21 protein-coding genes are annotated in these 25,522 nt (G+C 62.6%); 14 read left to right on the top strand and 7 right to left on the bottom strand.

Features of this window, described 5'->3' with window-relative positions; all coding sequences use genetic code 11:
• Positions 1 to 561 carry a response regulator transcription factor gene (locus tag OGV19_RS19120; protein ID WP_264310178.1) on the bottom strand — a complete coding sequence of 187 codons (561 nt, stop codon included), beginning with the start codon at positions 559 to 561 and terminating at the stop codon, positions 1 to 3.
• The gene (locus OGV19_RS19125) at positions 561 to 1,817 is read right to left on the bottom strand and encodes an ATP-binding protein (RefSeq protein ID WP_264310179.1); all 1,257 of its coding nucleotides are present in this window, start codon (positions 1,815 to 1,817) and stop codon (positions 561 to 563) included. The genes OGV19_RS19120 and OGV19_RS19125 overlap by 1 nt, the downstream gene beginning before the upstream one ends.
• A 202-nt stretch (positions 1,818 to 2,019) precedes the next feature.
• On the opposite strand from OGV19_RS19125, the gene OGV19_RS19130 reads away from it, so the two are divergent.
• From OGV19_RS19130 to OGV19_RS19170, 9 genes are all read left to right on the top strand, one after another.
• Entirely contained in the window at positions 2,020 to 2,736 is a 717-nt protein-coding gene (locus tag OGV19_RS19130; RefSeq protein ID WP_264310180.1) for an SIMPL domain-containing protein, read from the top strand.
• 390 nt (positions 2,737 to 3,126) lie between these two features.
• Entirely contained in the window at positions 3,127 to 4,752 is a 1,626-nt protein-coding gene (locus tag OGV19_RS19135; protein ID WP_264310181.1) for an ABC transporter substrate-binding protein, read from the top strand.
• Between the two features lie 148 nt (positions 4,753 to 4,900).
• Positions 4,901 to 6,493, top strand: a complete 1,593-nt coding sequence (locus OGV19_RS19140; protein ID WP_264310182.1) for an ABC transporter substrate-binding protein — start codon at positions 4,901 to 4,903, stop codon at positions 6,491 to 6,493.
• 172 nt (positions 6,494 to 6,665) lie between these two features.
• Entirely contained in the window at positions 6,666 to 8,045 is a 1,380-nt protein-coding gene (locus tag OGV19_RS19145) for an OprD family porin (protein ID WP_264310183.1), read from the top strand.
• A gap of 85 nt (positions 8,046 to 8,130) precedes the next feature.
• The gene (locus OGV19_RS19150) at positions 8,131 to 9,726 is read left to right on the top strand and encodes an ABC transporter substrate-binding protein (RefSeq protein WP_264310184.1); all 1,596 of its coding nucleotides are present in this window, start codon (positions 8,131 to 8,133) and stop codon (positions 9,724 to 9,726) included.
• Between the two features lie 91 nt (positions 9,727 to 9,817).
• Entirely contained in the window at positions 9,818 to 10,828 is a 1,011-nt protein-coding gene (locus tag OGV19_RS19155; protein WP_016485006.1) for an ABC transporter permease subunit, read from the top strand.
• A gap of 10 nt (positions 10,829 to 10,838) precedes the next feature.
• Positions 10,839 to 11,765 carry an ABC transporter permease subunit gene (locus tag OGV19_RS19160; RefSeq protein ID WP_264310185.1) on the top strand — a complete coding sequence of 309 codons (927 nt, stop codon included), beginning with the start codon at positions 10,839 to 10,841 and terminating at the stop codon, positions 11,763 to 11,765.
• Between the two features lie 10 nt (positions 11,766 to 11,775).
• Positions 11,776 to 12,744: an ABC transporter ATP-binding protein gene (locus OGV19_RS19165; RefSeq protein WP_264310186.1), complete on the top strand. Its 969-nt coding sequence runs from the start codon at positions 11,776 to 11,778 to the stop codon at positions 12,742 to 12,744.
• Positions 12,744 to 13,712, top strand: coding sequence for a peptide ABC transporter ATP-binding protein (locus OGV19_RS19170; protein ID WP_264310187.1), 969 nt, complete (start codon positions 12,744 to 12,746; stop codon positions 13,710 to 13,712). Before OGV19_RS19165 ends, OGV19_RS19170 begins: the two co-directional genes overlap by 1 nt.
• A gap of 214 nt (positions 13,713 to 13,926) precedes the next feature.
• On the opposite strand, the gene OGV19_RS19175 is transcribed toward OGV19_RS19170, so the two are convergent.
• A complete protein-coding gene (locus tag OGV19_RS19175) occupies positions 13,927 to 14,817 on the bottom strand; it encodes a hypothetical protein (protein ID WP_264310188.1) in 891 nt (296 codons plus the stop codon).
• Between the two features lie 341 nt (positions 14,818 to 15,158).
• On the opposite strand from OGV19_RS19175, the gene OGV19_RS19180 reads away from it, so the two are divergent.
• Positions 15,159 to 16,565 (top strand): NAD(P)/FAD-dependent oxidoreductase, encoded by a 1,407-nt coding sequence (locus OGV19_RS19180; RefSeq protein ID WP_264310189.1) that lies wholly within the window; start codon positions 15,159 to 15,161, stop codon positions 16,563 to 16,565.
• 119 nt (positions 16,566 to 16,684) lie between these two features.
• On the opposite strand, the gene OGV19_RS19185 is transcribed toward OGV19_RS19180, so the two are convergent.
• From OGV19_RS19185 to OGV19_RS19195, 3 genes are all read right to left on the bottom strand, one after another.
• Positions 16,685 to 18,268 carry a peptide chain release factor 3 gene (locus OGV19_RS19185; protein ID WP_264310190.1) on the bottom strand — a complete coding sequence of 528 codons (1,584 nt, stop codon included), beginning with the start codon at positions 18,266 to 18,268 and terminating at the stop codon, positions 16,685 to 16,687.
• A gap of 114 nt (positions 18,269 to 18,382) precedes the next feature.
• Positions 18,383 to 18,751: a type II toxin-antitoxin system RelB family anti-toxin gene (locus tag OGV19_RS19190; protein ID WP_264310191.1), complete on the bottom strand. Its 369-nt coding sequence runs from the start codon at positions 18,749 to 18,751 to the stop codon at positions 18,383 to 18,385.
• Positions 18,717 to 19,031 carry a type II toxin-antitoxin system RelE/ParE family toxin gene (locus OGV19_RS19195; protein ID WP_413470144.1) on the bottom strand — a complete coding sequence of 105 codons (315 nt, stop codon included), beginning with the start codon at positions 19,029 to 19,031 and terminating at the stop codon, positions 18,717 to 18,719. The genes OGV19_RS19190 and OGV19_RS19195 overlap by 35 nt, the downstream gene beginning before the upstream one ends.
• Before the next feature lie 432 nt (positions 19,032 to 19,463).
• Here OGV19_RS19195 and OGV19_RS19200 point away from each other — a divergent pair, with 432 nt between their 5' ends.
• Genes OGV19_RS19200 through OGV19_RS19215 form a run of 4 tightly spaced genes read left to right on the top strand, consistent with a single transcriptional unit; the run spans position 19,464 to position 22,906 of the window.
• The gene (locus tag OGV19_RS19200; RefSeq protein WP_264310193.1) at positions 19,464 to 20,177 is read left to right on the top strand and encodes an ABC transporter permease; all 714 of its coding nucleotides are present in this window, start codon (positions 19,464 to 19,466) and stop codon (positions 20,175 to 20,177) included.
• Between the two features lie 13 nt (positions 20,178 to 20,190).
• Positions 20,191 to 21,102, top strand: coding sequence for a glycine betaine ABC transporter substrate-binding protein (locus tag OGV19_RS19205; protein WP_264310194.1), 912 nt, complete (start codon positions 20,191 to 20,193; stop codon positions 21,100 to 21,102).
• Entirely contained in the window at positions 21,099 to 21,752 is a 654-nt protein-coding gene (locus tag OGV19_RS19210; RefSeq protein ID WP_008090677.1) for an ABC transporter permease, read from the top strand. The genes OGV19_RS19205 and OGV19_RS19210 overlap by 4 nt, the downstream gene beginning before the upstream one ends.
• Positions 21,749 to 22,906, top strand: a complete 1,158-nt coding sequence (locus OGV19_RS19215) for an osmoprotectant ABC transporter ATP-binding protein OsmV (protein WP_264310195.1) — start codon at positions 21,749 to 21,751, stop codon at positions 22,904 to 22,906. The genes OGV19_RS19210 and OGV19_RS19215 overlap by 4 nt, the downstream gene beginning before the upstream one ends.
• 110 nt (positions 22,907 to 23,016) lie before the next feature.
• On the opposite strand, the gene OGV19_RS19220 is transcribed toward OGV19_RS19215, so the two are convergent.
• Positions 23,017 to 25,446 (bottom strand): TonB-dependent siderophore receptor, encoded by a 2,430-nt coding sequence (locus OGV19_RS19220; RefSeq protein WP_264310196.1) that lies wholly within the window; start codon positions 25,444 to 25,446, stop codon positions 23,017 to 23,019.
• Positions 25,447 to 25,522 lie beyond the last annotated feature (76 nt).

A 25,522-nucleotide genomic window follows, 5' to 3' on the forward strand; every position in this document is an offset into this window, starting at 1 on the left:
TCAGCGCCGAACCGGCCGCTTCTGCAGTTTGCGCTGCAAGGTCCGCCGGTGCATGCCCAGCGCACGCGCCGTTGCCGAGATATTGCCCTCGTGCTCGGTCAGCACGCGCTGGATGTGCTCCCACTGCAGGCGGTCGACCGACATCGGGTTTTCCGGCACCAAGGCGTCCAGGTCGGCATGCTCGGACAGCAGAGCAGCGAGTACATCGTCAGCATCGGCCGGCTTGCACAGGTAATTGCAGGCACCGCGCTTGACCGCCTCCACCGCCGTGGCGATGCTGGAGTAACCCGTCAGGATCACCACGCGCATCTCCGGGTCCAGCTCCAGCAGCTTGGGCAGCAGCACAAGCCCCGAGTCGCCTTCCATCTTCAGGTCCAGCGTGGCGTAGTCCGGCAAGTCCTGCTGGGCCAGGATCAGCCCCTCCTCGGCGGAGCCTGCGGTGCTCACGCGAAAGCCCCGACGGCTCATGGCGCGCGCCATGACTCGGGTAAAGGTGGCATCGTCATCCACCAGCAGCAGGTGCGGCAGCTCTTCGCTTTCAACCTGGGATTCTTCGCTCATCATTCATCTCCTCGCTTGCCATGGGGCAGGCGCAGTTCGGTCAGGGTGCCACCCTGCTCATGACTATAGAGTTTCACCGAACCGCCCGCACGCGTCACGCTGGCCTTGCTCAAGAACAGGCCCAGGCCGAAGCCTTTGCCCTTGGTGGTAATAAAGGGTTTGCCAATCGCTTCGGCGATAGACGGGGGTACACCGGGGCCATGGTCACGGATACTGATGACAATGTCCTGGGCATCCCAGTCCAGGCGCACCTCAAGATCGTCCGGGCACGCGTCGGCTGCATTGTTCAACAGGTTCAGCAGGGCCTGGGTCAGGTCAGGCGGCGGCGTTAGGCGCGGTACCTGGCCGTCTCTGAGCCGCTGGAAGCGGTAGCTGGCCTCGGGCCGCATCAGGTGCCAACGGTTGAGCGCCTCGTCCAGCCAGGCAGTGACGTCCTGCTCGACCATGGCCAGGCGGCGGTTGGCCTCGGCGGCACGCACCAGTTGCTGCAAGGTTTCCTTGCACAGTTTGACCTGGTCCTGAAGGATCTGCAGGTCTTCCTGCAACAGCGGGTCGGGGTGGTCCTGGCGCATTTCGTTGAGCAGCACGCTCATGGTCGCCAGCGGAGTACCCAGCTCATGGGCAGCGCCAGCGGCCTGGGTGGCCACGGCCAGCAACTGCTCATCGCGCAGGCTCTCTTCGCGGCGCTCGGACCGCAGTTGCTCCTGGCGTCGCAGCTCTTCGGCCATGCGCGCGGCAAAGAAGGTGATCACCGCAGCCGCCAGGGCGATGCTCAGCCACATGCCGTAGACCTGCATCTTGTCCCGCGCCATCGGCAGCCCCTCAAGCGGGTAGAACTGCACCAGCAGCAGGCTGTAGGCGGTCAGGGCAATGCCCGAGAGAATCAGCGAATAGAGCCACGGCAAGGTCACCGCAGCAATGGCCAGCGGCACCAGGTAATAAGAAACGAACGGGTTGGTCGAACCGCCGGAGTAATACAGCAAGGCACTGTGGATCAGCAGGTCACAGGCAAGCTGCAGCGCATATTCCAGTTCGGTGACGGGCAGCGACAGGCGCAGGCGCAATGCGGTGAACGCGCACAGGATCGACGACAGGGCCAGCGTCGCCGCCAGCGAAAACCACGGCAGGGGCAGCAGGTCGGTCCAGTAGGCGACGCCCACGGAGCCTGCCTGGGCAGCCAGGACCAGCACGCGGATGACAGTCAGGCGCCAGAGGTTCTGACGGGTAGCGGACAACGGTTGTACGGCAGCGAGCATGAGCTCTCCTGATGAGTGCTCCAGAAAATCGGCTGGAGTATACCGAAGCCGGGCGCCTCGCTGCAGCGATGCGGCAAAGCGCCACACTTTGTCACAGGTGCATAGTGGCACTTTTGAACCCACTACACTGTTCCCGGTCTGATGGGCCATGCGTGGAATGGATGACCAAAACCCACGCCCTTTTATTGCCAAGGAGTCTTACATGCAAATCCCTCGTCGCGGCACTGCCCTGATCCTGTCTTGCGGCCTGCTCGCCAGCCTGCCCGCGCTAGCGGCCGATGAGCCGCGCTTCAACCAGGTGTCGCTGCGTGCCGAAGTCAGCAAGGAAGTGCCGCGCGACCTGATGGTCGTGACCCTCTACAGCGAAGCGCAGAACACCGACCCGGGCAAACTCGCCAAAGAGATCACCGAGACCATGAACAAGGCTGTGCAACAGTCGCGTCAGGTCAAGGATGTGAAGATCAGCCAGGGCAGCCGCAACAGCTACCCGGTCTACGACAGCAAAGGGCAGAAGATCACCGGCTGGCGTGAACGCGCCGAGCTGCGCCTGGAAAGCGCCAACTTCCCGGCCCTGTCGCAACTGACCGCCGACCTGCTGCAAGAACTGAAAATGGGCGGCATGGACTTCTCCATTGCCCCGGCCACGCGCAAGGCCAGCGAAGACGACTTGCTCAAGGACGCTGTCAATGCCTTCAAGGCACGCGCCCAGTTGGCCACCGAGGCGCTGGGTGGCAAGGGCTATAAAGTGGTCAACCTGAACCTCAACAGCAGCGGTTATCCACGCCCTTACCTGCGCAGCGCACCGATGGCCATGAAAGCCATGGGCGCTGACGAAGCGGCGCCAGCGCCGGATATCGAGGCGGGTACCAGCGAAGTGAGCATGAATGCCGATGGCTTGATCGAAATTCAGATGCCCTGATGACGCTGGGGGCGCTTTGCGCCCCTTTCGCGGCGCAAGGCAGCTCCCACAAACAGCGACGCGAGCGCCTTCCCCTGTGGGAGCGGCCTTGCGCCGCGATGGGCTGCAAGGCAGCCCCAATTACGCAACTTAAGATATTTCCTACGCACTTTTAAGGTGCAGCTTACAAACCCCGCCTCTTCGAAACATCCCGCAATTGCCATCATTTTGCCCGCGCAAACGTTCAACTTCGCCGAAAGTTATACCAATGCGACATCCATGTACGCCCGTACCACCTTTCTGGCGCCAACTATCCTTGTGAGTGTTGCATTGGGAATAGCCCCTGCATAAGTATCCTCAGGTCGGCTCACGAGGCCGCCTCAATCGAAAAATGACAACAATGAGGCCACCATGCTCAAACACGCAGTCATTCCGTTCCTGCTCGGCGCAGGTTTGCTCGCTGGCGCACCGCTCGCCCACGCGGCGTCCAACCTGGTGTTCTGCTCCGAAGGCAGCCCGGCAGGCTTCGACCCAGGGCAGTACACGACGGGAACCGACTTCGACGCCTCGGCCGAGACCGTGTTCAACCGCCTGACCCAGTTCGAGCGCGGTGGTACCGCTGTGATCCCGGGCCTGGCGACAAAATGGGAAGTGTCCGACGACGGCAAGACGTACACCTTCCACCTACGCGAAGGGGTCAAGTTCCACACCACTGACTACTTCAAGCCCAGCCGCGAATTCAATGCCGACGACGTGCTATTCACGTTCAACCGCATGCTCGACAAGAACCACCCGTTCCGTAAGGCCTACCCCACCGAATTCCCCTACTTCACCGACATGGGCATGGACAACAACATCGCCAAGGTGGAGAAAGTCGACGACCACACCGTCAAGTTCGGCCTCAACGAAGTGGACGCCGCGTTCATCCAGAACCTGGCGATGAGCTTTGCCTCCATCCAGTCCGCCGAGTACGCCGACCAGTTGCTCAAGGGCGGCAAGGCCGCCGACCTCAATCAAAAACCGATCGGCACCGGCCCGTTCGTGTTCAGCAAGTACCAGAAAGACGCGCAGATCCGCTTCAAGGGCAACAAGGACTACTGGAAACCCGAGGACGTGAAGATCGACAACCTGATCTTCGCCATCACCACCGATGCCTCGGTGCGCATGCAAAAGCTGAAGAAGGGCGAGTGCCAGGTCACGCTGTTCCCGCGCCCGGCCGATATCGAGCCGCTCAAGGCTGACAAGAACCTGCAAATGCCGCAGCAGGCCGGCTTCAACCTCGGCTACATCGCCTACAACGTAATGGACAAGATCAAGGGCAGCAACGAGCCCAACCCCATGGCCAAACTCGAAGTGCGTCAGGCACTGGACATGGCAGTGGACAAAAAAAAGATCATCGAGTCGGTTTACCAGGGTGCCGGCCAACTGGCAGTGAACGGCATGCCGCCCACCCAGTGGTCCTATGACGACACCATCAAGGACGCCGCCTTTGATCCGGAGAAGGCCAAGCAGCTGCTCAAGCAAGCCGGCATCAAGGAAGGCACCGAGATCACCCTGTGGGCCATGCCGGTGCAACGCCCGTACAACCCCAATGCCAAGCTGATGGCCGAGATGCTGCAAGCGGACTGGGCCAAGATCGGCATCAAGGCGAAGATCGTCAGCTATGAATGGGGCGAGTACATCAAGCGCTCCAAAGGTGGCGAACAGGGCGCCATGCTGATCGGCTGGAGCGGCGACAACGGTGACCCGGACAACTGGCTGGGCACCCTGTACGGCTGCGATGCCGTTGACGGCAACAACTTCTCCAAGTGGTGCTACAAGCCCTACGACGACCTGATCAAACAGGCCAAAGCCACCTCGGACCAGGCCAAGCGCACCGAGCTGTACAAGCAGGCGCAGCACATCCTCAAGGAGCAGGTACCGATCACCCCGATCGCCCACTCCACCGTCTACCAACCCATGAGTGCCAAGGTGAAGGACTTCAAGATCAGCCCATTTGCGCTGAACGCCTTCTACGGCGTCAGCGTGGACAAATAGGGTAGCCCCCGGCACCCGCCGCGCAGCGGGTGCCTGCCCCTCCACAGCCTTAACCCTCCCGCCGCCCGCTGCTACCCGCAGCGGGATAGGCACCCTGTTGCCGCCATTCGTACCCCGAGGCGGCCAAACAGACGAACAAGGACTTGCCATGCGCCATGCCACCGCCCTTTCGACCCTGCTTGCGCTGGGCCTGATGAGCCAATCCCCTGCGTTGCTCGCAAAAAACCTGGTGTTCTGCTCCGAAGGCAGCCCGGCCGGGTTCGACACCGCCCAGTACACCAGCGCCACCGACAACGATGCTGCCGAACCGATCTACAACCGCCTGGCCGAATTCGAACGCGGCGGCACCGCCGTGCACCCGGCCCTGGCCACGAAATGGGACATCTCCGAAGATGGCCTGCGCTACACCTTCCACCTGCGCGAGGGCGTCAAGTTCCACGCCAACAAGGCGTTCACCCCAAGCCGCGACTTCAATGCCGACGACGTGCTGTTCACCTTCAACCGCATGCTCGACAAGGGCCACCCGTTCCGGTTGGCCTACCCCACCGAATTCCCCTACTTCATCAGCATGGGCCTGGACAAGAACATCGCCCGCATCGAGAAGGCTGGCCCACTGACCGTGGTGTTCACCCTGAACACGGTCGACGCCGCGTTCATCCAGAACATTGCCATGAGCTTCGCCTCCATCCTTTCCGCCGAGTACGCCGAGCACCTGATGGCCAGTGGGCGACCCAGCGACATCAACCAACAACCCATCGGCACCGGCCCGTTCGTGTTCCAGCGCTACCAGAAGGATTCGCAAATCCGCTTCAAGGGCAACAAAGACTACTGGGCACCGGAAGAGGTAAAGATCGATAACCTGGTGTTCTCGATCAACATCGACCCCTCGGTGCGCATCCAGAAACTGCGCCGCAACGAATGCCAGGTCACCTTGCACCCGCGACCGGCTGACTTGCCGGCGCTCAAGGCCGATACAAAACTCGACGTGCTGCAACAACCCGGCTTCAACCTCGGTTATATCGCCTACAACACCCAGCACCCCCCCTTCGACCGCCTGGAAGTACGCCAGGCGATGGACATGGCGGTGAACAAGCAGGCGATCCTCCAGGCGGTGTATCAGGATTCCGGGCAGTTGGCGGTGAACGCCATGCCCCCCACCCAGTGGTCCTATGACGACAGCCTCAAGGACGCCCCCTTCGACCCCGATAAAGCCACGCAGTTGCTCAAGCAGGCCGGGGTCAAGGAAGGCACCGAAGTCACCCTTTGGGCCATGCCGGTACAGCGCCCGTACAACCCAAACGCCAAGCTCATGGCCGAAATGCTTCAAGCCGACTGGAGCAAGCTGGGCTTCAAGGTGCGGATCGTCAGTTACGAATGGGGTGAATACCTCAAGCGCATGAAAAGCGGCGAGCACGACATTGCCCTGATCGGCTGGACCGGTGACAACGGCGACCCGGACAACTGGCTCGGCACCCTCTACAACTGCGACGCCATCGGCAGCAACAACTACTCCCTGTGGTGCGACCCGCAGTACGACAACCTGGTCAAACAAGCCAAGCAAGTGACCGACCGCGCACAACGCACGGCCCTCTACCAGCAGGCCCAGCAGCGGCTCAAGCAGCAGGTGCCGATTACCCCGGTGGCGCATTCCACGGTGAACCAACCGATCAGTGCAAAGGTTTCCGACTTCAAGGTCAGCCCCTTTGGCCGCAATGATTTTTCCGGTGTGAGTGTTGATTGATTTTTAAACCTGCACTGGCCTCTTCGCGGGCAAGCCCGCAAAGAGGCCAGTGCTGGCAACAGACTCTCCCCCTGATTAGCCCGGCACCCCCAGGCAACCCTGGCAACACCGCAGCAACACGCCCGGCTCACAAGGCCGGTAATAACTAGAAAAAGGAAAGGGAGCTTTCACCTTGAGAATATTCACCTCAACCGCACTGGCCTTGACCATCGGCAGCTTCTGCTCCGTGGCCGAGGCCGAACCCCAGAGCCAGGACTACGTCCCCTTCAGCCTCAAAACCAGCAGCGAACAAGACCAGGCTAAAGGCTTCGTCGACGGCCAGAGCCTGACCGGCTCCACCCGCAACTGGTATGCCCGCGAGCGCGCCACCCGCGCCCCGCTGTGGAAGTACTACAAAAGCGACGGCACCCGCCACGACACCCACAGCCGCGAGAACTGGCTGCAAGGCACCATTCTGAATTACAGCTCGGGCTTTACCCAAGGCACCGTGGGCTTCGCTGTCGAAGCGGCCGGCTACAACGCCGTTGCCCTGCTGCAGGACCGCCAGGCCATCGCTGGCCCCAACAACCGGACACTGACCCACAGCGACGGCGACCCCATCGGCCAGTGGAGCAAACTGGGCCTGGGCAACATCAAGGCCCGTGTGTCCAACACCACCCTGACCGTCGGCCGCCAGTCGGTGGACACACCGATGATCGCCTACATCGGCAATCGCGCCCTGCCTTCGAGCTTCCAGGGCGCCTTCCTGCACAGCGCCGAATTCGACAACCTGTCGTTCGACCTGGGCACCTTCGACCGCGTCTCACCGCGCACCGAGCAAAGCCTCAGCAAGTTCCGCAGCGAGTACGGCGCCGCTGGCGTCGAGACCGACCGCGCCAGCACCGCCGGGGTCAACTACCAGCCGTTGCGGAGTTTGAGCACCAGCCTGTACGCCACCAAGGTCGACGACTTCTGGAACCAGTACTACTTCGGCGCCAACCATGTACTCGGCGACAGTGGCGTGCTGAGCCTTTCCACCGGCCTGAACTACTACAAGACCGTGGACGCAGGCAGCAAGAAGATGGGCGAGATCGACAACGACACCTACAGCCTGTCGCTTGCCCTGACACACCAGGCCCACACCCTTTCGGCCGCCTGGCAGCAGGTCAACGGCAACGAGTACTTCGACTACCTGCACGAAACCAACGGCATCTACCTGGCCAACTCGCTGCTTTCGGACTTCAACGGCCCGAACGAGAAATCGCTGCAGATTTCCTATGTGCTGAACATGGCGCCGTACGGCGTGCCGGGCCTGAAGTTCAACCTGTACAACGCGCGCGGCTGGGGTATCGATGGCACGCATTACCGTGGCACCGCCTATGACGTCGCTGGCATGGACGGCGAGACCCACTACGAGTGGGGCATCGGCACCAGCTACGCAGTGCAGAGCGGCCCGCTGAAGGACACCAGCATCCGCGCCACCTACACCGCGCACCGCGCGAGCAAGGCCCAGGCCGATGGCAGCCTGGACGAGTTCCGGGTGGTGACCACCATTCCGTTCAACATCCTCTGACCCATGACGCCACGGCCTGCTTCGCCAAACTGAAAAAATCAGGCCGTGGCGGCTACGCTGGAATCAATGCTTGCAGGGAGTACTCATGAAATCGCTACCGCTTCGCGCTGCCCTGGCAGCGCTCATCCTGGGCAGCGCCACGCACCTTGCGGCCAAGCCGCTGGTGGTGTGCACCGAAGCCAGCCCCGAAGGCTTCGATATCGTCCAGTACACCACTGCGGTTACCGCCGACGCCTCGGCCGAAACGGTGTTCAACCGCCTGGTCGATTTCAAACCCGGCACCACCGACATCGAGCCGGCCCTGGCCGAACGCTGGGACATTTCCGCCGATGGCCTGACCTACACCTTTCACCTGCGCCAGGGGGTGAAGTTCCACACCACCGACTACTTCACCCCAACCCGCGACTTCAATGCCGACGATGTACTGTGGAGCCTGCGCCGCCAGCTCGACCCGCAACACCCCTGGCACGCCAAGACCAGCGTCGGCTACCCGTATTTTGAAAGCATGGCCTTTGGCAAATTGCTCAAGTCGGTGGACAAGACCGACGCACACACCGTGGTGATCACCCTGACCCGGCCAGAAGCGCCGTTTCTGCGCGACATGGCCATGGCCTTCACTTCAATCTACTCGGCCGAATACGGCGACCAACTGCTCAAGGCCGGCAAAACCGGTGACCTCAACAGCAAGCCGATCGGCACCGGCCCGTTCATTTTCCAGCGCTACAACAAGGACGCCCAGGTCCGCTACAAGCCCAACCCGGACTATTTCCGCGGCAAGCCACCGGCCGATGCCCTGATTTTTGCCATCGCCAACGACAGCAATGTGCGCCTGCAAAAGCTTCGCGCCAACGAATGCCAGGTAGCGCTGTACCCCAAGCCCGACGACGTGCCGTCGATCAAAGTCGACCCTAAGCTCAAGGTCGCCGAAATCGAAGCGCTGGTCACCGGCTACATCGCCATGAACACCGAGCACAAATACCTCAGCGATGTGCGGGTGCGCAAAGCCATCGACATGGCGTTCGACCGCCAGACCCACGTCGACCAGTTGTTCGGAAAAGGCAACGCCGTGGTCGGCATCAACCCCTACCCGCCTGCCATGATCGGCTTCAACAGCAGCAACAAAAACCCGCCCCGCGACCTCGACAAGGCACGTGCACTGCTCAAAGAGGCCGGCGTGCCGGAGGGTACCGTCATCACGCTGTTCACCCGCAACGGCGGCGGCCCAACCAACCCCAACCCGCGGCTGTCGGCCGAAATGCTCCAGGCGGACTTAGCCAAGGTCGGCATCAAGCTCGATATCCGTGTCATGGAGTGGGCAGAGATGCTGCGCCGGGCCAAAAAAGGCGAAGCCGACCTGGTTTCCACCGGTTGGGCCAGCGACAACGGCGACCCAGACAACTTCCTCACCCCGCTGCTCAGTTGCGAGGCGGCGAAAAATGGCGAGAACTACGCACGCTGGTGCAACTCGAAATTCCAGGCGCTGATCACCCAGGCCCGTGAAGTGACCGACAACGGCGAGCGTGCAAGGCTCTATAGCGAGGCATTGAAGGTGTACGATGACGACCAGCCCTGGATCAGCATGGCCCATCCGAAGATGTTTACCGCCATGCGTGACAATGTGGAGGGGTACGTGATCAACCCTCTGACCAACAACAACTTCGCCACCACTCGGGTGAAGTAGAAAAACAACGACCGCCGGCAGCCCACACGGGGACCGGCGGCATTGCCGTGACGCGCTGACTGCCGCATGGCCTGAAGAGGTAACCCCGACAATGTTGAGTTTTATTGCCCGGCGCCTGGGCCTGCTGATCCCGACCTTCTTCGGTATCACCTTGCTGACCTTTGCGCTCATACGCCTGATCCCCGGCGACCCGGTGGAAGTGATGATGGGCGAGCGCAGGGTCGACCCCGAAATGCACGCCCAGGCCATGGAGCGCCTGGGCCTGAACAAGCCGCTGCCGGTCCAGTACCTGGACTATGTGGGCAAGCTCGCCCAGGGTGACCTGGGCGAATCGCTGCGCACCCGCGAAAGCGTGTGGACCGAGTTCCTCACCCTGTTCCCCGCCACCCTGGAGCTGGCCTTCGCCGCCCTGCTGTTCGCCGGCATCGTCGGCCTGTTGGCCGGGGTGATCGCCGCGCTCAAGCGCGGCTCGTTGTTCGATCATGGGGTGATGGGCATTTCACTCGCCGGTTACTCCATGCCGATCTTCTGGTGGGGCCTGATCCTGATCATGTTCTTCTCGGTAAGCCTGGGCTGGACGCCCGTGTCCGGGCGAATCGACCTGCTTTACGACATCGAGCCGAAAACCGGTTTCATGTTGATCGATACCCTGCTCAGCGACGAAGAAGGCGCGTTCAAGGACGCGGTGATGCACCTGATCCTGCCGGCCATCGTGCTGGGCACCATTCCGCTGGCGGTGATTGCCCGCATGACCCGCTCGTCGATGCTCGAAGTGCTGCGCGAAGACTACATCCGCACTGCCCGCGCCAAAGGCCTGTCGCCGGCCCGCGTGGTGTTCGTGCACGGCCTGCGCAATGCGCTGATCCCGGTGCTCACCGTGTTCGGCCTGCAGGTCGGCACGCTGCTGGCCGGTGCCGTGCTGACCGAAACCATCTTTTCCTGGCCGGGCATCGGCAAATGGCTGATCGAAGCCATCGGTGCCCGTGACTACCCCGTGGTCCAGAACGGCATCCTGTTGATCGCCTGCCTGGTGATTCTGGTCAACTTCGTCGTGGACATCCTCTACGGCCTGGCCAACCCACGCATCCGTCATCAGCGCTGAGGCCTTCGTCATGACTAGCCCGATTACAAAACCCGTCACACCGGCAAGCCCGGTGGACCAGAGCCTGCTCTACCCCTCGCCATACAAGGAATTCTGGCACGCCTTCGCGCAAAACAAGGGCGCGGTGATGGGCCTGGCCTTCATGTGCCTGGTGGTGTTCTGCGCGCTGTTCGCGCCGTGGGTCGCGCCACATGACCCAAGCGAGCAGTACCGCGACTTCCTGCTGACCCCTCCGGTGTGGCTCGAAGGCGGTACCTGGCAATTCATCCTCGGCACCGACGAACTGGGCCGCGACCTGCTGTCGCGCTTGATCCAGGGCGCCCGGCTGTCATTGCTGATCGGCCTGTCGTCGGTGGTGATGTCGCTGATCCCAGGGATTCTGCTGGGCCTGCTGGCCGGCTTCTTCCCGAGCTTCCTCGGCCCATCGATCATGCGCCTGATGGACGTGATGCTGGCCCTGCCGTCGCTGCTGCTGGCCGTGGCCATCGTCGCCATCCTCGGCCCTGGCCTGATCAACACCGTGATCGCCATCGCCATCGTCTCGCTGCCCGCCTATGTGCGCCTGACCCGCGCCGCAGTGATGGGCGAACTCAACCGTGACTACGTCACCGCCGCCCGCCTGGCGGGTGCCAGCTTGCCGCGCCTGATGTTCGTCACCGTGCTGCCCAACTGCATGGCGCCGTTGATCGTGCAGGCCACCTTGAGTTTCTCTTCGGCGATCCTCGACGCCGCGGCCCTGGGCTTCCTCGGCCTGGGTGTGCAACCGCCGACCCCCGAGTGGGGCACCATGCTGGCCTCGGCCCGCGACTACATCGAGCGGGCCTGGTGGGTGGTGAGCCTGCCGGGGGTGACCATTCTGCTCAGCGTGCTGGCAATCAACCTGATGGGCGACGGACTGCGCGATGCGCTGGACCCGAAACTCAAGAACGCCGCCTGAGGAGAACGCCATGTCACTGTTGCAGATCAACAACCTGAACGTGCGCTTCGGCGACGCCAACGCGGTACCGGTGGTGGACGGCCTGGACCTGGCGGTGGATGCCGGCGAGATCCTGGCCATCGTCGGCGAATCCGGCTCAGGCAAATCCGTCACTATGATGGCCCTGATGGGCCTGATCGACGCCCCTGGGCGCATCACCGCCGATGCCATGACGTTCAACGGCACCGACATGCTCAGGCTCAGCGGCCGTCAGCGGCGCAAGGTGGTGGGCAAGGACATCGCCATGGTCTTCCAGGACCCGATGACCGCGCTCAACCCCAGCTTCACCGTGGGCTACCAGATCGAGGAAGTGCTGCGCCAGCACCTGGGCCTGAAGGGCAAAGCTGCGCGCCAGCGTGCCTTGGAGCTGTTGAAGAAGGTCGAGATCCCGGCTGCGGAAAGCCGCCTGGACGCCTACCCGCACCAACTGTCCGGCGGCATGAGCCAGCGCGTGGCGATCGCCATGGCGATTGCCGGCGAACCCAAGCTGCTGATCGCCGATGAGCCGACCACCGCCCTCGATGTGACCATCCAGGCGCAGATCATGGAGCTGCTGGTCAACTTGCAGAAGGAGCGCAACATGGCGCTCATCCTGATTACCCATGACCTGGCCGTGGTGGCCGAAACCGCCAAGCGTGTCTGTGTGATGTATGCCGGGCAAGCCGTGGAAGTGGGCCAGGTGCCCGAGCTGTTCGACGTCCCAGCCCACCCCTACAGCGAAGCACTGCTGGCGGCGATCCCCGAGCACAGCATCGGCGCTGAGCGCCTGGCCACCCTGCCCGGCATCGTCCCTGGCCGTTATGACCGGCCGCAAGGTTGCCTGCTGTCACCGCGCTGCCCGTACGTGCAGGACAATTGCCGGCAACAACGCCCGCCCCTCGCCCCCCAGGCCCACAGCCTGGTGCGGTGCTTCTACCCGCTGAACCAGGAGGTGGCGTGATGGCCGTCGTACTTACCGCACGGGAGCTGACCCGGCATTACGAAGTCTCCCGTGGCCTGTTCAAGGGCCACGCCCTGGTGCGCGCACTCAATGGCGTATCGTTCGAACTGGAGGCGGGCAAGACCCTGGCCGTGGTCGGTGAGTCCGGCTGTGGCAAATCGACCCTGGCCCGCGCCTTGACCCTGATCGAAGAGCCATCTTCCGGCTCACTGCAGATCGCCGGCACCGAAGTCAAAGGTGCCAGCAAGGCCGAGCGCAAGCAGTTGCGCCGCGATGTGCAGATGGTCTTCCAGAGCCCGTATGCCTCGCTCAACCCGCGCCAGAAGATCGGCGACCAGTTGGCCGAGCCACTGCTGATCAACACCTCGCTGAGCAAGGCCGAGCGGCGCGAAAAAGTGCAGAAGATGATGGAGCAGGTCGGCCTGCGCCCCGAGCACTACCAGCGCTACCCGCACATGTTCTCGGGCGGCCAGCGCCAGCGTATCGCCCTGGCCCGGGCGATGATGCTGCAACCCAAGGTGCTGGTGGCGGACGAACCCACTTCGGCGCTGGACGTGTCGATCCAGGCGCAGGTGCTGAACCTGTTCATGGACCTGCAGAAAGAATTCAACACGGCCTATGTGTTCATCTCGCACAACCTGGCGGTGGTGCGGCATGTGGCGGATCAGGTGTTGGTGATGTACTTGGGAAGGCCGGCGGAGATGGGGCCGAAGGCGGATATTTACGAGAAGCCGCTGCATCCGTATACCCAGGCATTGCTGTCGGCGACGCCGGCGATTCACCCGGACCCGTTGAAGCCGAAGATCCGCATTGTGGGGGAGCTGCCTAACCCGCTGAACCCGCCGGATGGGTGTGCGTTTCACAAGCGCTGCCCGTATGCGACGGAGCGGTGTGCTGTTGAAGTGCCGGCCTTCAGGCAGGTGGGGACCCGGCAAGTCGCCTGCCATTATGCGGAGCAATTTCTCTAGGTCGGTGTGACATTCTTCGCGGGGCAAGCCCGCTCCCACAGATATCTCACTGTTCTTGAGAGCAGTGGGATATCTGTGGGGGGCGGGCTTGCCCCGCGAAGGGCCGCAAAGCGGCCCCATCGTCTCAATGCATGAATATCGCGATCAGGATAATCACCGGAATCGGCACCCCAAGCATCCACAGCAGTAATGAGCGCATGATGTTTCTCCTTCCTTAACGTTGAATGCTTCGATGGGTCGTGTAACCCACGCCTTCCCCTTCCAGCCACACCACGCGGTCGCGCTGACGGCCACCGAACAATGCAGCCAGGCTGGCAAAGAACGCCCCGCAGAGCAGCGCAACGAAGGTCCACAGCGCGGTCCAGGCCGCCACTTTGGCCGCCGTATCAGCCGCCTGTTTGGCTTGCACCTTGGCCTGCTGCACCTGAGCGTACACTTCGTCCACCCGCGCTTCGGCTTGCGCCTGGCTCAAGCGAGTACGCTGCGCGACCAATTGTGCGAGGTAGGCGCGATCACCTTCGGCCATTGCGCCACCCTGTGCGATCGACTTGGCCAGGATCCGCGCCGCTACACCGTTGGCAGCATCGTCGCTGACCGCTGCCGGGCCATCGCTACGGAACAGGCTGTCGACGAAATACCCATGGGCATCAGGCTTGGGCGCCATGCTCGCAGCAGCCCCGACCGCAGTCGCACCCGCCTGCACGCCTGCACCGGCCAAGCCACCGACGGTGCCCACGATCAACAGGGCGGCAACCAGCGTGGCCACTGCCCACGCCAGGAAGCCATGGGCCGTATCGCGGAAATACACTTCATCGCCGTGCAGATTGGCCCACTTCACCCGCAGCCGGCCGGCGATATAGCCGCCCAGGCCTGAAGCGAGAATCTGCGTCAACAGCAACCAGATGATCGCCGACACGCCCAGGGTCTGGGCGCTGGCGCCTTCATCGGCCCAGGGCGAAGTGGCCGCGAAGCCCAGGCCCGCACCCAGCACCACAAGGATCAATGACAACGCGGCTGCCGCTGCGGCCCCCGCGAAGATGGCCGCCCAGGACACGCCTGAGCGTTGCTGTGTATCTACATAGGGGTAATCGGCAGAGGGGATCATGGTGTTTTCGCCTTTGTAGTGATCAACAAGTCCGTTCGCCCTGTAGCCGGTGCACGGGATGTGCCAGTTGTGTCAAAAAATGACATCCAGCGAAATCAATCACTTAATGCGCAGAGCTACTCATTGACCGTGCAAAATGCGGGATTAAAGGCTTACCGACGCCGTGTTCTGCAATGCCGGTCGATCTGGCACTATCTGTACATGAGCACCCTGCGCCCAACTGACGGCCCTAAGCAGACGCCATCACCGCCGAAGTTGTGATGCGCTACACCTGTGCTGGAAACACCGCGACCTCGACCGGGTGCTCGCGCTCACATTGACCGATTGTGGAGCCGAACCTGATGCAACCCCTGCGAACCCTCAGCCTGTGGATGGACCAACTCGACGAGCCGCTGTGTGCCCGCCCGGCGCTGCGCGAAGACCTCGACGTAGACGTGTGCATCATCGGTGCCGGCTACACCGGCCTATGGACTGCGTATTACCTCAAGCGCCAGGCGCCACACCTGAGCATTGCCGTGATCGAAGCCAACATCGCCGGTTTCGGTGCCTCCGGGCGCAACGGCGGCTGGCTGATGGGCAATATGCTCGGCGAAGACCGCCTGCTCGCCACCCTGTCGCCGCAACAACGCCGCGCCAGCATCGACCTGCTGCAGGGCATCCCCGACCACGTCCACGCCGTGCTGCAGCGCGAAGCCATCGACTGCGACTACCGCAAAGGCGGCGTGCTGTATTGCGCCGCCCGCTACCCGGAACAGGAGCGCAGCCTGCGCGCCTACCTCGACGACCTGTACCGCCAGGGCATGACCGAGGAGGACTATCGCTGGCTGCGGCCCGAGCAGCTGGATGGGCACCTGCGGGTGAGCAACGCCTACGGCGCGATCTACAGCCCGCACACTGCAACCATCCAGCCCGCCAAGCTGGCACGCGGCCTGGCCCGGGCGGTTGAGCGCCTGGGTGTGCCCCTCTACGAAAATTCCCCCGCCATCGACTGGCAGCCTGGTGAAGTGCGTACGCCCCAGGCGCGCATCCGCTGCCAATGGATGGTGCCCGCCGTAGAAGGGTATGCCGCCAGCCTGCCACCGCTGGGCAAGCATCAACTGCCGGTGCAGAGCTTGCTGGTCGCCACCGAACCACTGCCAGAGTCGACCTGGGAGCAGATCGGCCTGAGCCAAGGCCAGGCGTTCAGCGAAAGCAGCCGTCAGGTCACCTACGGCCAGCGCACCGCCGACAATCGCCTGGTGTTCGGCGCTCGCGGCGGCTACCGCTTCGGCGGCCGGCTACGCGAAGACTTCACCCTGAACGAGGCCGAAGTCGAGCTGCGTCGCTACCTGTTCAGCGAGCTGTTCCCACAACTCAGGCATGTGCGCATCACCCACTCCTGGGGCGGCAACCTGGGCATGGCCCGGCGCTTCCGCCCGCACATGCTGTGCGACCGTCAGCGTGGTATTGCACTGGCCGGTGGTTATGGCGGCGAAGGGGTTGGTGCCACCAACCTCGGCGGGCGGACCTTGGCCGCACTGATCCTCGGCCAGCAGAACGAACTGACCGGCCAACCTTGGGTACTCGACAACCGCCCATTGTCGAGCCTGGCCAGTTGGCCGCCCGAGCCCTGCCGCTGGCTGGGCTACAACGCGATCATCCAGAGCTTCGTCCACGAGGACCGCACCCTCGCCAACCCCGCCAGCGCGCCCTGGAGACGGCGCCTGGCCAGCTCGCTTGCGGACTTCATGGAAGGTTTCATGCATTGAGAAGGCGGTAGAGAGGCGGCGCCCGACAGATCGACTCCATCAGGCCCCGTATCAAAGTCGGAAACTAGCGTAGGAGCAGCCTTGCGCTGCTCCTACAGGGCTCTAGGCCAACTCGACGATCAGTGGTGTTCGCGAGTAGCGCGGAACTTGACGTCTGGCCAGCGCTCTTCCATCAGCGCCAGGTTGACCCGGGTCGGGGCCAGGTAGGTCAGGTGGCCGCCACCGTCGATGGCCAGGTTTTCCATGGCCTTGACCTGGAATTCCTCGAGTTTCTTCTTGTCGTCACAGCTGATCCAGCGCGCCGACCAGACAGTGATCGGCTCGTAGGCGCACTCGACCTTGTACTCTTCCTTCAGACGGCTGGCGACCACATCGAACTGCAGCACACCGACCGCACCGAGGATGATGTCGTTGCTGCGTTCTGGGAAGAACACCTGGGTCGCGCCCTCTTCTGCCAGCTGCTGCAGGCCCTGGCGCAGCTGCTTGGACTTGAGCGGGTCCTTCAGGCGCACGCGGCGGAACAGCTCCGGGGCGAAGTGCGGAATACCGGTGAAGCCCAGCGCTTCGCCTTCGGTGAAGGTGTCGCCGATCTGGATGGTGCCGTGGTTGTGCAGGCCGATGATGTCGCCGGCAAAGGCCTCTTCCAGTTGCTCACGTTCGGACGAGAAGAACGTCAGCGCGTCACCGATGCGCAGGTCCTTGCCGGTACGCACGTGGCGCATCTTCATGCCCTTCTCGTATTTGCCCGAGCAGATACGCATGAAGGCGATACGGTCGCGGTGTTTCGGGTCCATGTTCGCCTGGATCTTGAACACGAAGCCTGTGAACTTCTCTTCCACCGGCTCCACGGTACGCTCGTGGGCCACACGGGCCAGCGGGCGCGGCGCCCAGTCGACAACAGCGTCGAGCACATGGTCGACCCCGAAGTTGCCCAGTGCGGTACCGAAGAACACCGGCGTCAGCTGGCCGTTGATGAACTCGTCCTGATCGAATTCATGGCAGGCGCCCTGTACCAGTTCGAGTTGTTCGAGGAAGCGATCATATTCGTCCCCCAGGTGCGCACGGGCTTCATCGGAATCGAGCTTCTCGATGATTTTTACCTCGGTACGCTCATGGCCGTGGCCTGGGGTGTAAACAATGATGTAGTCGCCGGCCAGGTGGTACACACCCTTGAAGTCGCGGTAGCAACCGATCGGCCAGGTAATTGGCGCGGCCTTGATCTTGAGGACCGCCTCGATTTCGTCGAGCAGTTCGATCGGGTCGCGGATGTCACGGTCGAGTTTGTTGATGAAGCTGACGATGGGCGTGTCGCGCAGGCGGCAGACGTCCATCAGCGCGATGGTCCGCGGCTCTACACCTTTACCGCCGTCGAGCACCATCAACGCCGAGTCCACTGCGGTCAGGGTGCGGTAGGTGTCTTCCGAGAAGTCTTCGTGGCCGGGGGTGTCGAGCAGGTTGATCATGTGCTCGCGGTACGGGAACTGCATCACCGAGGTGGTGATGGAGATGCCGCGCTGCTTCTCCATTTCCATCCAGTCGGAGGTGGCGTGGCGGTCGGACTTGCGCGACTTCACGGTACCGGCGACGGCAATGGCCTTGCCCATCAGCAGGAGCTTCTCGGTGATGGTGGTCTTACCGGCGTCGGGGTGGGAAATAATGGCGAAAGTGCGGCGCTTCGCGACTTCGGCGGCCTGGTTGGTCATGGGAAATCGCCTGACTGGGGATCGAAAAGGGGCAGTATCATACCTGAAGTAGCACGCGAGACCAAAATGCGTGCCGACCGGACGTGCCCCCCTCTTAATCGCGCCGCTGGAAAATCAGACGTGTGAAACCGGGTCCTCAGTAAACCCCTCGATTGTGACCGGCGCGCGTCCCGGTAAATGAACCACCAACTCCAGCCTACCGCCCATGGCTTCCAGATACGTTCGCAGGGTGGAGATCAACATATCACTGCGATTTTCAACCTTCGAAACGTTCCCCTGACGCACGTCGAGACGCTCCGCCATCCCTTCCTGAGTGATCTCAAGCTGCTTGCGCAGCGCCTGAAGCGTCATTTCTTCGCGGATAAGTTCACGGCCGCGCTTTTCGACTCTCGCTCTACGCTCAGGTGAAAGCTCGCTCATCACTTCTTCAAGTGTCTTGTACATGTTTTCAACCTCTGGACAGGTGTCGATCAAAGCGCTCATCGGCACGCTCGATCAGGCTTCGGTAAAACCTATGCTGACTGATGCCGGCTTTATCACCCGCAACCAACAGAAGCGCACAACGTGTCTTGTCGAACGCGAACGCGACTCGCCAAACACCGCCATCGGCGCTGAAACGCAACTCTTTCATGTTCGAGTGCTTCGAGCCATTCAGGGTATCCACACGAGGTCTCCCAAGAGCAGGGCCTCGGCGTTCAAGCAGATGAAGTTGGGACAGCAATTCGTCCTGTACTTCATCGGCCAATTGCTCGAACTCGACCATGAATTCCATGCACATCCCTATAGACCACACGGCCAACATACCTCCGAAGGAATATTCCCTCAAGTGAATATTGAGTTAATTTCAGCGGAGATATTGCCTCTCGTGCAAATCGCTTGATAGCAGGTAATCCAACGCCTTTAGCTAGGAATTGCGCTGTTTTTTCGTACGAACAATCGATACCTCCAGTGATTAACACTGGCCAAATGCCGCCTCAGATGGGAACCTTTACGCCCACGGAGACGTCCACTCCCCTGCAACCCGCTTCGCTTGGGGACTGGTTTCATCAGCATTTTCGGGCCCGACGGGGTTCGGCTCATGGCCTGATCGCAGCCTTCGGTTGCTTCACGCTGCTACTCGCGAACACACCACTCGCTGCCAGGTATGGCCGGCCAAAAAGAGAGTGTGCTCGCCGACTACACAAGGAGTCCGCCTGTGGCTACACGCTACGGAAAAGGGCTGTTGGGATGCGCCACCGTGCTCGTCATCCTGGCCCTGCTGATCCACTGGATCGGCACTGACACAATCGCGCGTTACCGCGACGATCTTGGGTTCTACCTGCAAGCGCACCTGGTACTGGTGCTGGCTTCGATGGCGGCGGCGTTGGCCGTGGGCATCCCCGCTGGCATTGCGTTAAGTCGACCGCACCGGGTCGACAAAGCCGAACGCTTCATGCAGTTTTTCAACGTTGGCAACACCATCCCCCCTCTGGCCGTTCTGGCCATCGCGCTCAGTATCCTGGGCATCGGCGCCGGGCCCGCGATCTTCGCGCTGTTCCTCGCCTCCCTCCTGCCCATCGTGCGCAACACCTACGAGGGCCTTAAAAACGTCCCCGCCTCGCTCAAGGAAGCCGCCACCGGCATCGGCATGACCCCGCGCCAGCAACTGTGGCAAGTGGAGCTGCCCAATGCCGTACCGATCATCGTCGGCGGCGTGCGCGTGGCACTGGCGCTGAACGTGGGTACTGCGCCCCTGGCGTTTTTGATCGGCGCCAACAGCCTGGGCAGCCTGATTTTCCCTGGCATTGCCCTGAACAACCAGCCACAGCTACTGCTGGGCGCCGCCTGTACGGCGCTGCTGGCACTGTTGCTCGACGCCCTGGTGAGCTTCTCCAGCAAGCGCTGGCTGGAACGTGGCCTGGCCCAATAAAACGAGGGAACGTATGAAAAAGAGAATCGCCTTGCTGCTGGGCGCGGCCCTGCTGTTCGCAGGTTTTGCCCAGGCAGCGGACAAACCGCTGATTCGCATCGGTGCGCGGGTGTTCACCGAACAGACCGTGCTCGCCGAAATCACCGCCCAGTACCTGCGCGCCAACGGCTTTGACGTGCGCGTGACCACCGGCCTTGGCAGCAGCATCGCCCGCCAGGCCCAGGAAACCGGCCAGCTCGACCTGATGTGGGAATACACCGGTGTGTCGCTGGTGTCCTACAACCACATCGACGAGCGCATGCCCAACGCCGAGGCCACCTACGCCAAGGTCAAGGCACTGGATGCGAAGAAGGGTCTGATCTGGCTGACGCCATCGAACTTCAGCAACACCTATGCCCTGGGCCTGCCCCCGCACGTTGCCGAAGCCTACCCACAGGTCAACTCGATCAGCGACCTCAACCGGGTGCTACGTAACGAGAGCGACCGCCCCCATCTGGTGGCCCTGGACACCGAGTTCGCCAACCGCCCCGATGGCCTGGTAGGCCTGCGTGAGCTGTACGGGTTGCCGCTGGACCGGCGCAACATCCGCCAGATGGACGGCGGCCTGGTGTACACCGCCATGCGCAACAACCAGGTATTCGCCGGCCTGGTCTACACCACCGACGGCCGTCTGAGCGCGTTCAACCTCAAGCTGCTGAACGACGACAAGCACTACTTCCCCGACTACACCGCCGCCCCGGTGGTGCGCAAGGCCGTGCTCGACGCCAACCCGCAACTGGCCACCCTGCTCAAACCGCTGGCCGAGCAGCTCGACGACGAGACCATGCGCCAGCTCAACGCCAAGGTCGACGTCGAACACCAGAACCCGACCGCGGTGGCCGCAGCCTTCCTGCGTGAACACCCTCTGAAGGAGGTACAGCCATGAGCCTGCTCGACACCTTCGCCCACCTCGACTGGGCCCAGGTCCTGCAGCTGACCTGGCAGCACATCATGCTGGTGGGCATCGCCGTCAGCCTGGCGATCCTCGTCGGCGTGCCACTGGGCATCCTGATGACCCGCTTTCCGGCCGTCGCCGGCCCCCTGCAAGCCAGTGCCACGGTGCTGTTGACCATCCCGTCGATCGCCCTGTTCGGCCTGCTGCTGCCGTTCTATTCCAAGTTCGGCCAGGGCCTCGGCCCGCTGCCGGCGATCACTGCGGTGTTCCTTTATTCGCTGCTGCCGATCCTGCGCAACACCTACCTGGCGCTGACCAACGTCGAGCCCGGCATCCGTGAAGCCGCACGCGGCATCGGTATGACCTTCGGCCAGCGCCTGCGCATGGTCGAGCTGCCCATCGCGGTGCCGGTGATCCTTGCCGGCGTGCGCACTGCCGTGGTGATGAACATCGGCGTGATGACCATTGCCGCGACCATCGGTGCCGGCGGCCTGGGTGTGCTTATCCTCACCTCCATCAGCCGCAGCGACATGTCGATGCTGCTGGTCGGCGCCGTGCTGGTCAGCCTGCTGGCGATCATCGCCGACCTGCTCCTGCAAACCCTGCAACGTGCCCTGACTCCAGAAGGACTGCGCTCATGATCGAACTCAAGAACCTCAGCAAAACCTTCAACGTCAACGGCAAGGATGTCAAAGCCGTGGACGCCGTCAGCCTGACTGTCAACGAGGGCGAAATCTGCGTGTTCCTCGGCCCCTCGGGCTGTGGCAAAAGCACCACGCTGAAGATGATCAACCGCCTGATCACGCCGACCTCCGGCCAGGTGTTCATCAATGGCGAAGACACCAGCGCGCTGGACGAAGTGACCCTTCGCCGCCACATCGGCTATGTGATCCAGCAGATCGGCCTGTTCCCCAACATGACCATCGAAGAGAACATCACCGTGGTCCCGCGGCTGCTCGGCTGGGACAAGCAGAAGTGCCACGACCGCGCCCGTGAGCTGATGCACATGATCAAGCTCGAACCCAAGCAGTACTTGCAGCGCTACCCGCGCGAGCTGTCCGGCGGCCAGCAGCAGCGCATCGGCGTGATCCGCGCGCTGGCGGCCGAGGCCCCGGTGCTGTTGATGGACGAACCGTTCGGTGCGGTCGACCCGATCAACCGCGAGATGATCCAGAACGAGTTCTTCGAGATGCAGCGGGCGTTGAACAAGACCGTGATCATGGTCAGCCACGACATCGACGAAGCGATCAAGCTAGGCGACAAGATCGCCATCTTCCGCGCCGGCAAGCTGCTGCAGTTGGACCACCCGGACACCTTGCTGGCACACCCGGTGGATGATTTCGTGAGCAACTTCGTCGGCCAGGACAGCACGCTGAAACGCCTGCTGCTGGTACGCGCCGAAGATGCGGCGGACAACGCGCCGTCGGTGAGCCCGGAAACACCGGTGAGCGATGCGCTGGAGCTGCTGGACGAGCACGACCGCCGCTATGTGGTAGTAACCGACGCGCAGAACAAGGCGCTGGGGTATGTGCGCCGGCGCGACATGCACCGCCAGCAAGGGACCTGTGGCGACTTCCTGCGCCCGTTCAATGCCACGGCTTCGCACGATGAGCATTTGCGCATCCTGTTGTCGCGGATGTACGAGTTCAATCGGGCGTGGTTGCCGGTGCTGGATGCCGAGCAGGTGTTTTTGGGCGAGGTGACGCAGGAGTCGATTGCGGCTTACTTGAGCTCGGGGCGATCGCGGGGGGCGAAGACCAGTATCGTTTCGCCGGCTGAGGCGGTGGTTTCCTAGAAAGCTGGGGGCGCTTTGCGCCCCATTCGCGGGGCAAGCCCGCTCCCACAGGTTCTGCGCAGCGCAAAGCCTGTGGGAGCGGGCTTGCCCGCGAAGAAGGGGATGCAGTATCAGAACCCTACACTGGCCTGCACATAGAAGGTCCGCGGCTCACCCACATAAATGCCGGCATTGTTATCACTGGAGCGGGTGAAGTACTGCTTGTCGAACAGGTTCTTCACCCCCGCCGCCAGCTTCAGGTTGGACAGCTTCGGCCCGAAGTCGTACCCGCCACGGGCATGCCAGGTCACGTAACCCGGAATGTCGCCATACTGCCCATCGGCGCTCGGCTCGGTGATGTAGTCGCCGTTGAAGCTGCCATCGGCATTGATCCCGGTACCCGGCGCGCGCTGCTTGGATTGGGCGTAGGCGTCCAGGTTCCAGGTCCAGTGGTTGATCTCATAGCGCACACCGGCAGTGGCCACCTGGCGTGAGTAGAACGGCAAATCGCGGCCCTTGAAGCCTGGAATCTCGCCTTCGTACGTAGCGCGGGTGTAGGTGTAGCCGCCATTGATCGACAGGCCTTCCAGACGCGGGTCCAGCCCGGCCAGGTCATAGCGCACCGAGGCCTCGATGCCCTGGTGCTGGGTGGCCCCCAAATTGGTCCACCCCACATCGTTGCTGATGTACTGCAGCTCATCATCGAAGTCGATGTAGAACGCCGTCAGCTCACCAGCGAAGCCGCCGTTGTCATACCGCGTACCGATTTCGTAGGTCTTGGCCTTTTCCGGCTCCAGGCCGTTGGCCGTGCTGTTGCCGGTGCCGCCCTGGCCCAACTGGAAGTACTGCAGGCTGCCAAACGAGGTCTCGTAGTTGGCGAACACCTTCCAGGCATCGGAAATGTGGTACATCACACTCAGCGCTGGCAACGGCTCGTTGCTGGTGATGCTGCGTTTCTTCTCCGCCACCGGACGGTTGTTGGCGTCCAGCACCGGGCGGTCGCGCCAGTCGGTGTTGATGTGTTCGAAGCGGATGCCCGGGGTGATGGTCCAGTTGCCGACATCGATCTTGTCATCGATGTAGTAGGCGCTGGCCTCGGTGCCGCCGCTGCGGTCCTGGAACACATGGCCGTCGGAGGTCGGGGTGGGCGTCGGTACGTTGTCGATCAACGCCAGGCGAGTGGACTGCTCGCGCATGGCTTCTTTGAGGTAGCGGTAGCCAACACTGACTTCCTGGGTGGTCGGGCCGGCGAAGAAGATCCGCGACACCCGTGGCTCGATGGCGAAGGTGTGGTAGTTGCGCGGGTACGACGACAGGGTCTTCATGTCACGCGAGGCGATGGCGCTGCCGCGAAAGCTGTCGGTGTAGTAGGTCAGCACTTCGAACTGGGTAGCGTCGTCGAGCTGGCGTTGCCATTTGAACGACACATCCTTGCGCCGGCCAGCGAAGTAGTCGTAGTCACGCAGCGACTGGTACGGATTGCTGTCGTACTGCGCCTGGGTTAGGCCACCGGGCATGTCGGCACGGCCATCGTAGTAATGGAAGTTGAGCCAGAACTCATCGACGTCGGTCGGCGCCCAGTGGGTCTTGAGGATGACGTCGTCGATGTCGTTGCCGTTATTGCTCTCACGGTAGCCGTTGCCATTCACCCCGGTGTACAACAGCGCGACGCCCATGCCGTTGTCGGCGGTGCCGCCGACGAAGGCCGATTCGGTGTGTTTCCAACCACCGTGCTGCGAGGTTTCCAGGGTGGTGGAAAGCGCTGCCGAGGCTTTCTGCGGGATGGCCCGGGTGACGAAGTTGATCACCCCGCCGACGTTCTGCGGGCCATAGCGTACGGAACCGGCGCCGCGCACCACGTCGATGCTGTCGAGGTTGCCCGAGGAGATCGGCGCCATCGACAGCTGCGGTTGGCCATAGGGGGCGAAGGCGGCAGGAATGCCGTCAATCAGCACGGTCGAGCGTGGCGACAGCCGCGAGGTCAGGCCACGCACGCCAACGTTCAGCGACAGGTCACTGCCACCGGTGCCGTTGGAGTCCTGCACCTGCACGCCGGGGATGCCACGCAGCACGTCGCGCACATTCATCGCGCCCTTTTCCACCATGGCCTCGCGACGCACCACGGTGCGCGCACCCGGGTGGTTCTGCACCACGGTCTGGTCGGCATCGCCCAGCCAGTCGCCGACCACCTTGATGTCGGTTGGCGCCAGTTCCAGGCTACCGCTGCCCAGGTCAAGGGTGGTCGGCAGCGGCTTTACCACTACGGTGTCCTGGGACATCTCGAAGGTCAGCCCGCTGCCTTGCAGCAACTGCTGCAGCGCCTGCACCGGCGCCAGGTTGCCGGACACCGCCGGCGCCTGTTTGCCGGCCACAAGCTCAGGGCTGTAGAACAGCTGCAGGTTGGTCTGCTGGCCCAGTTGGCTCAGCGCCGAAGCCAACGGTTGCGCTTGGATCTGGATTGCAGCGCCTGCCTGTTCGGCGTGGCTGTTGACGGCCACGGCACTGACCGCGAGGGCCAGCGCCAGGGCGCGCAAGCGTGGGAAGGGCTTGTTGTTATTCACGTCGTCAAGACATCCTGAAGTTCGGGATAAACGCCAACCGCATGCAAATGTAAATGCTTGGCAGTTGCAGCTGGCG

Origin of the sequence: Pseudomonas putida (genome assembly GCF_025905425.1) — a bacterium.
In the GTDB taxonomy this organism is placed as follows: Bacteria; Pseudomonadota; Gammaproteobacteria; order Pseudomonadales; family Pseudomonadaceae; genus Aquipseudomonas; species Aquipseudomonas putida_AF.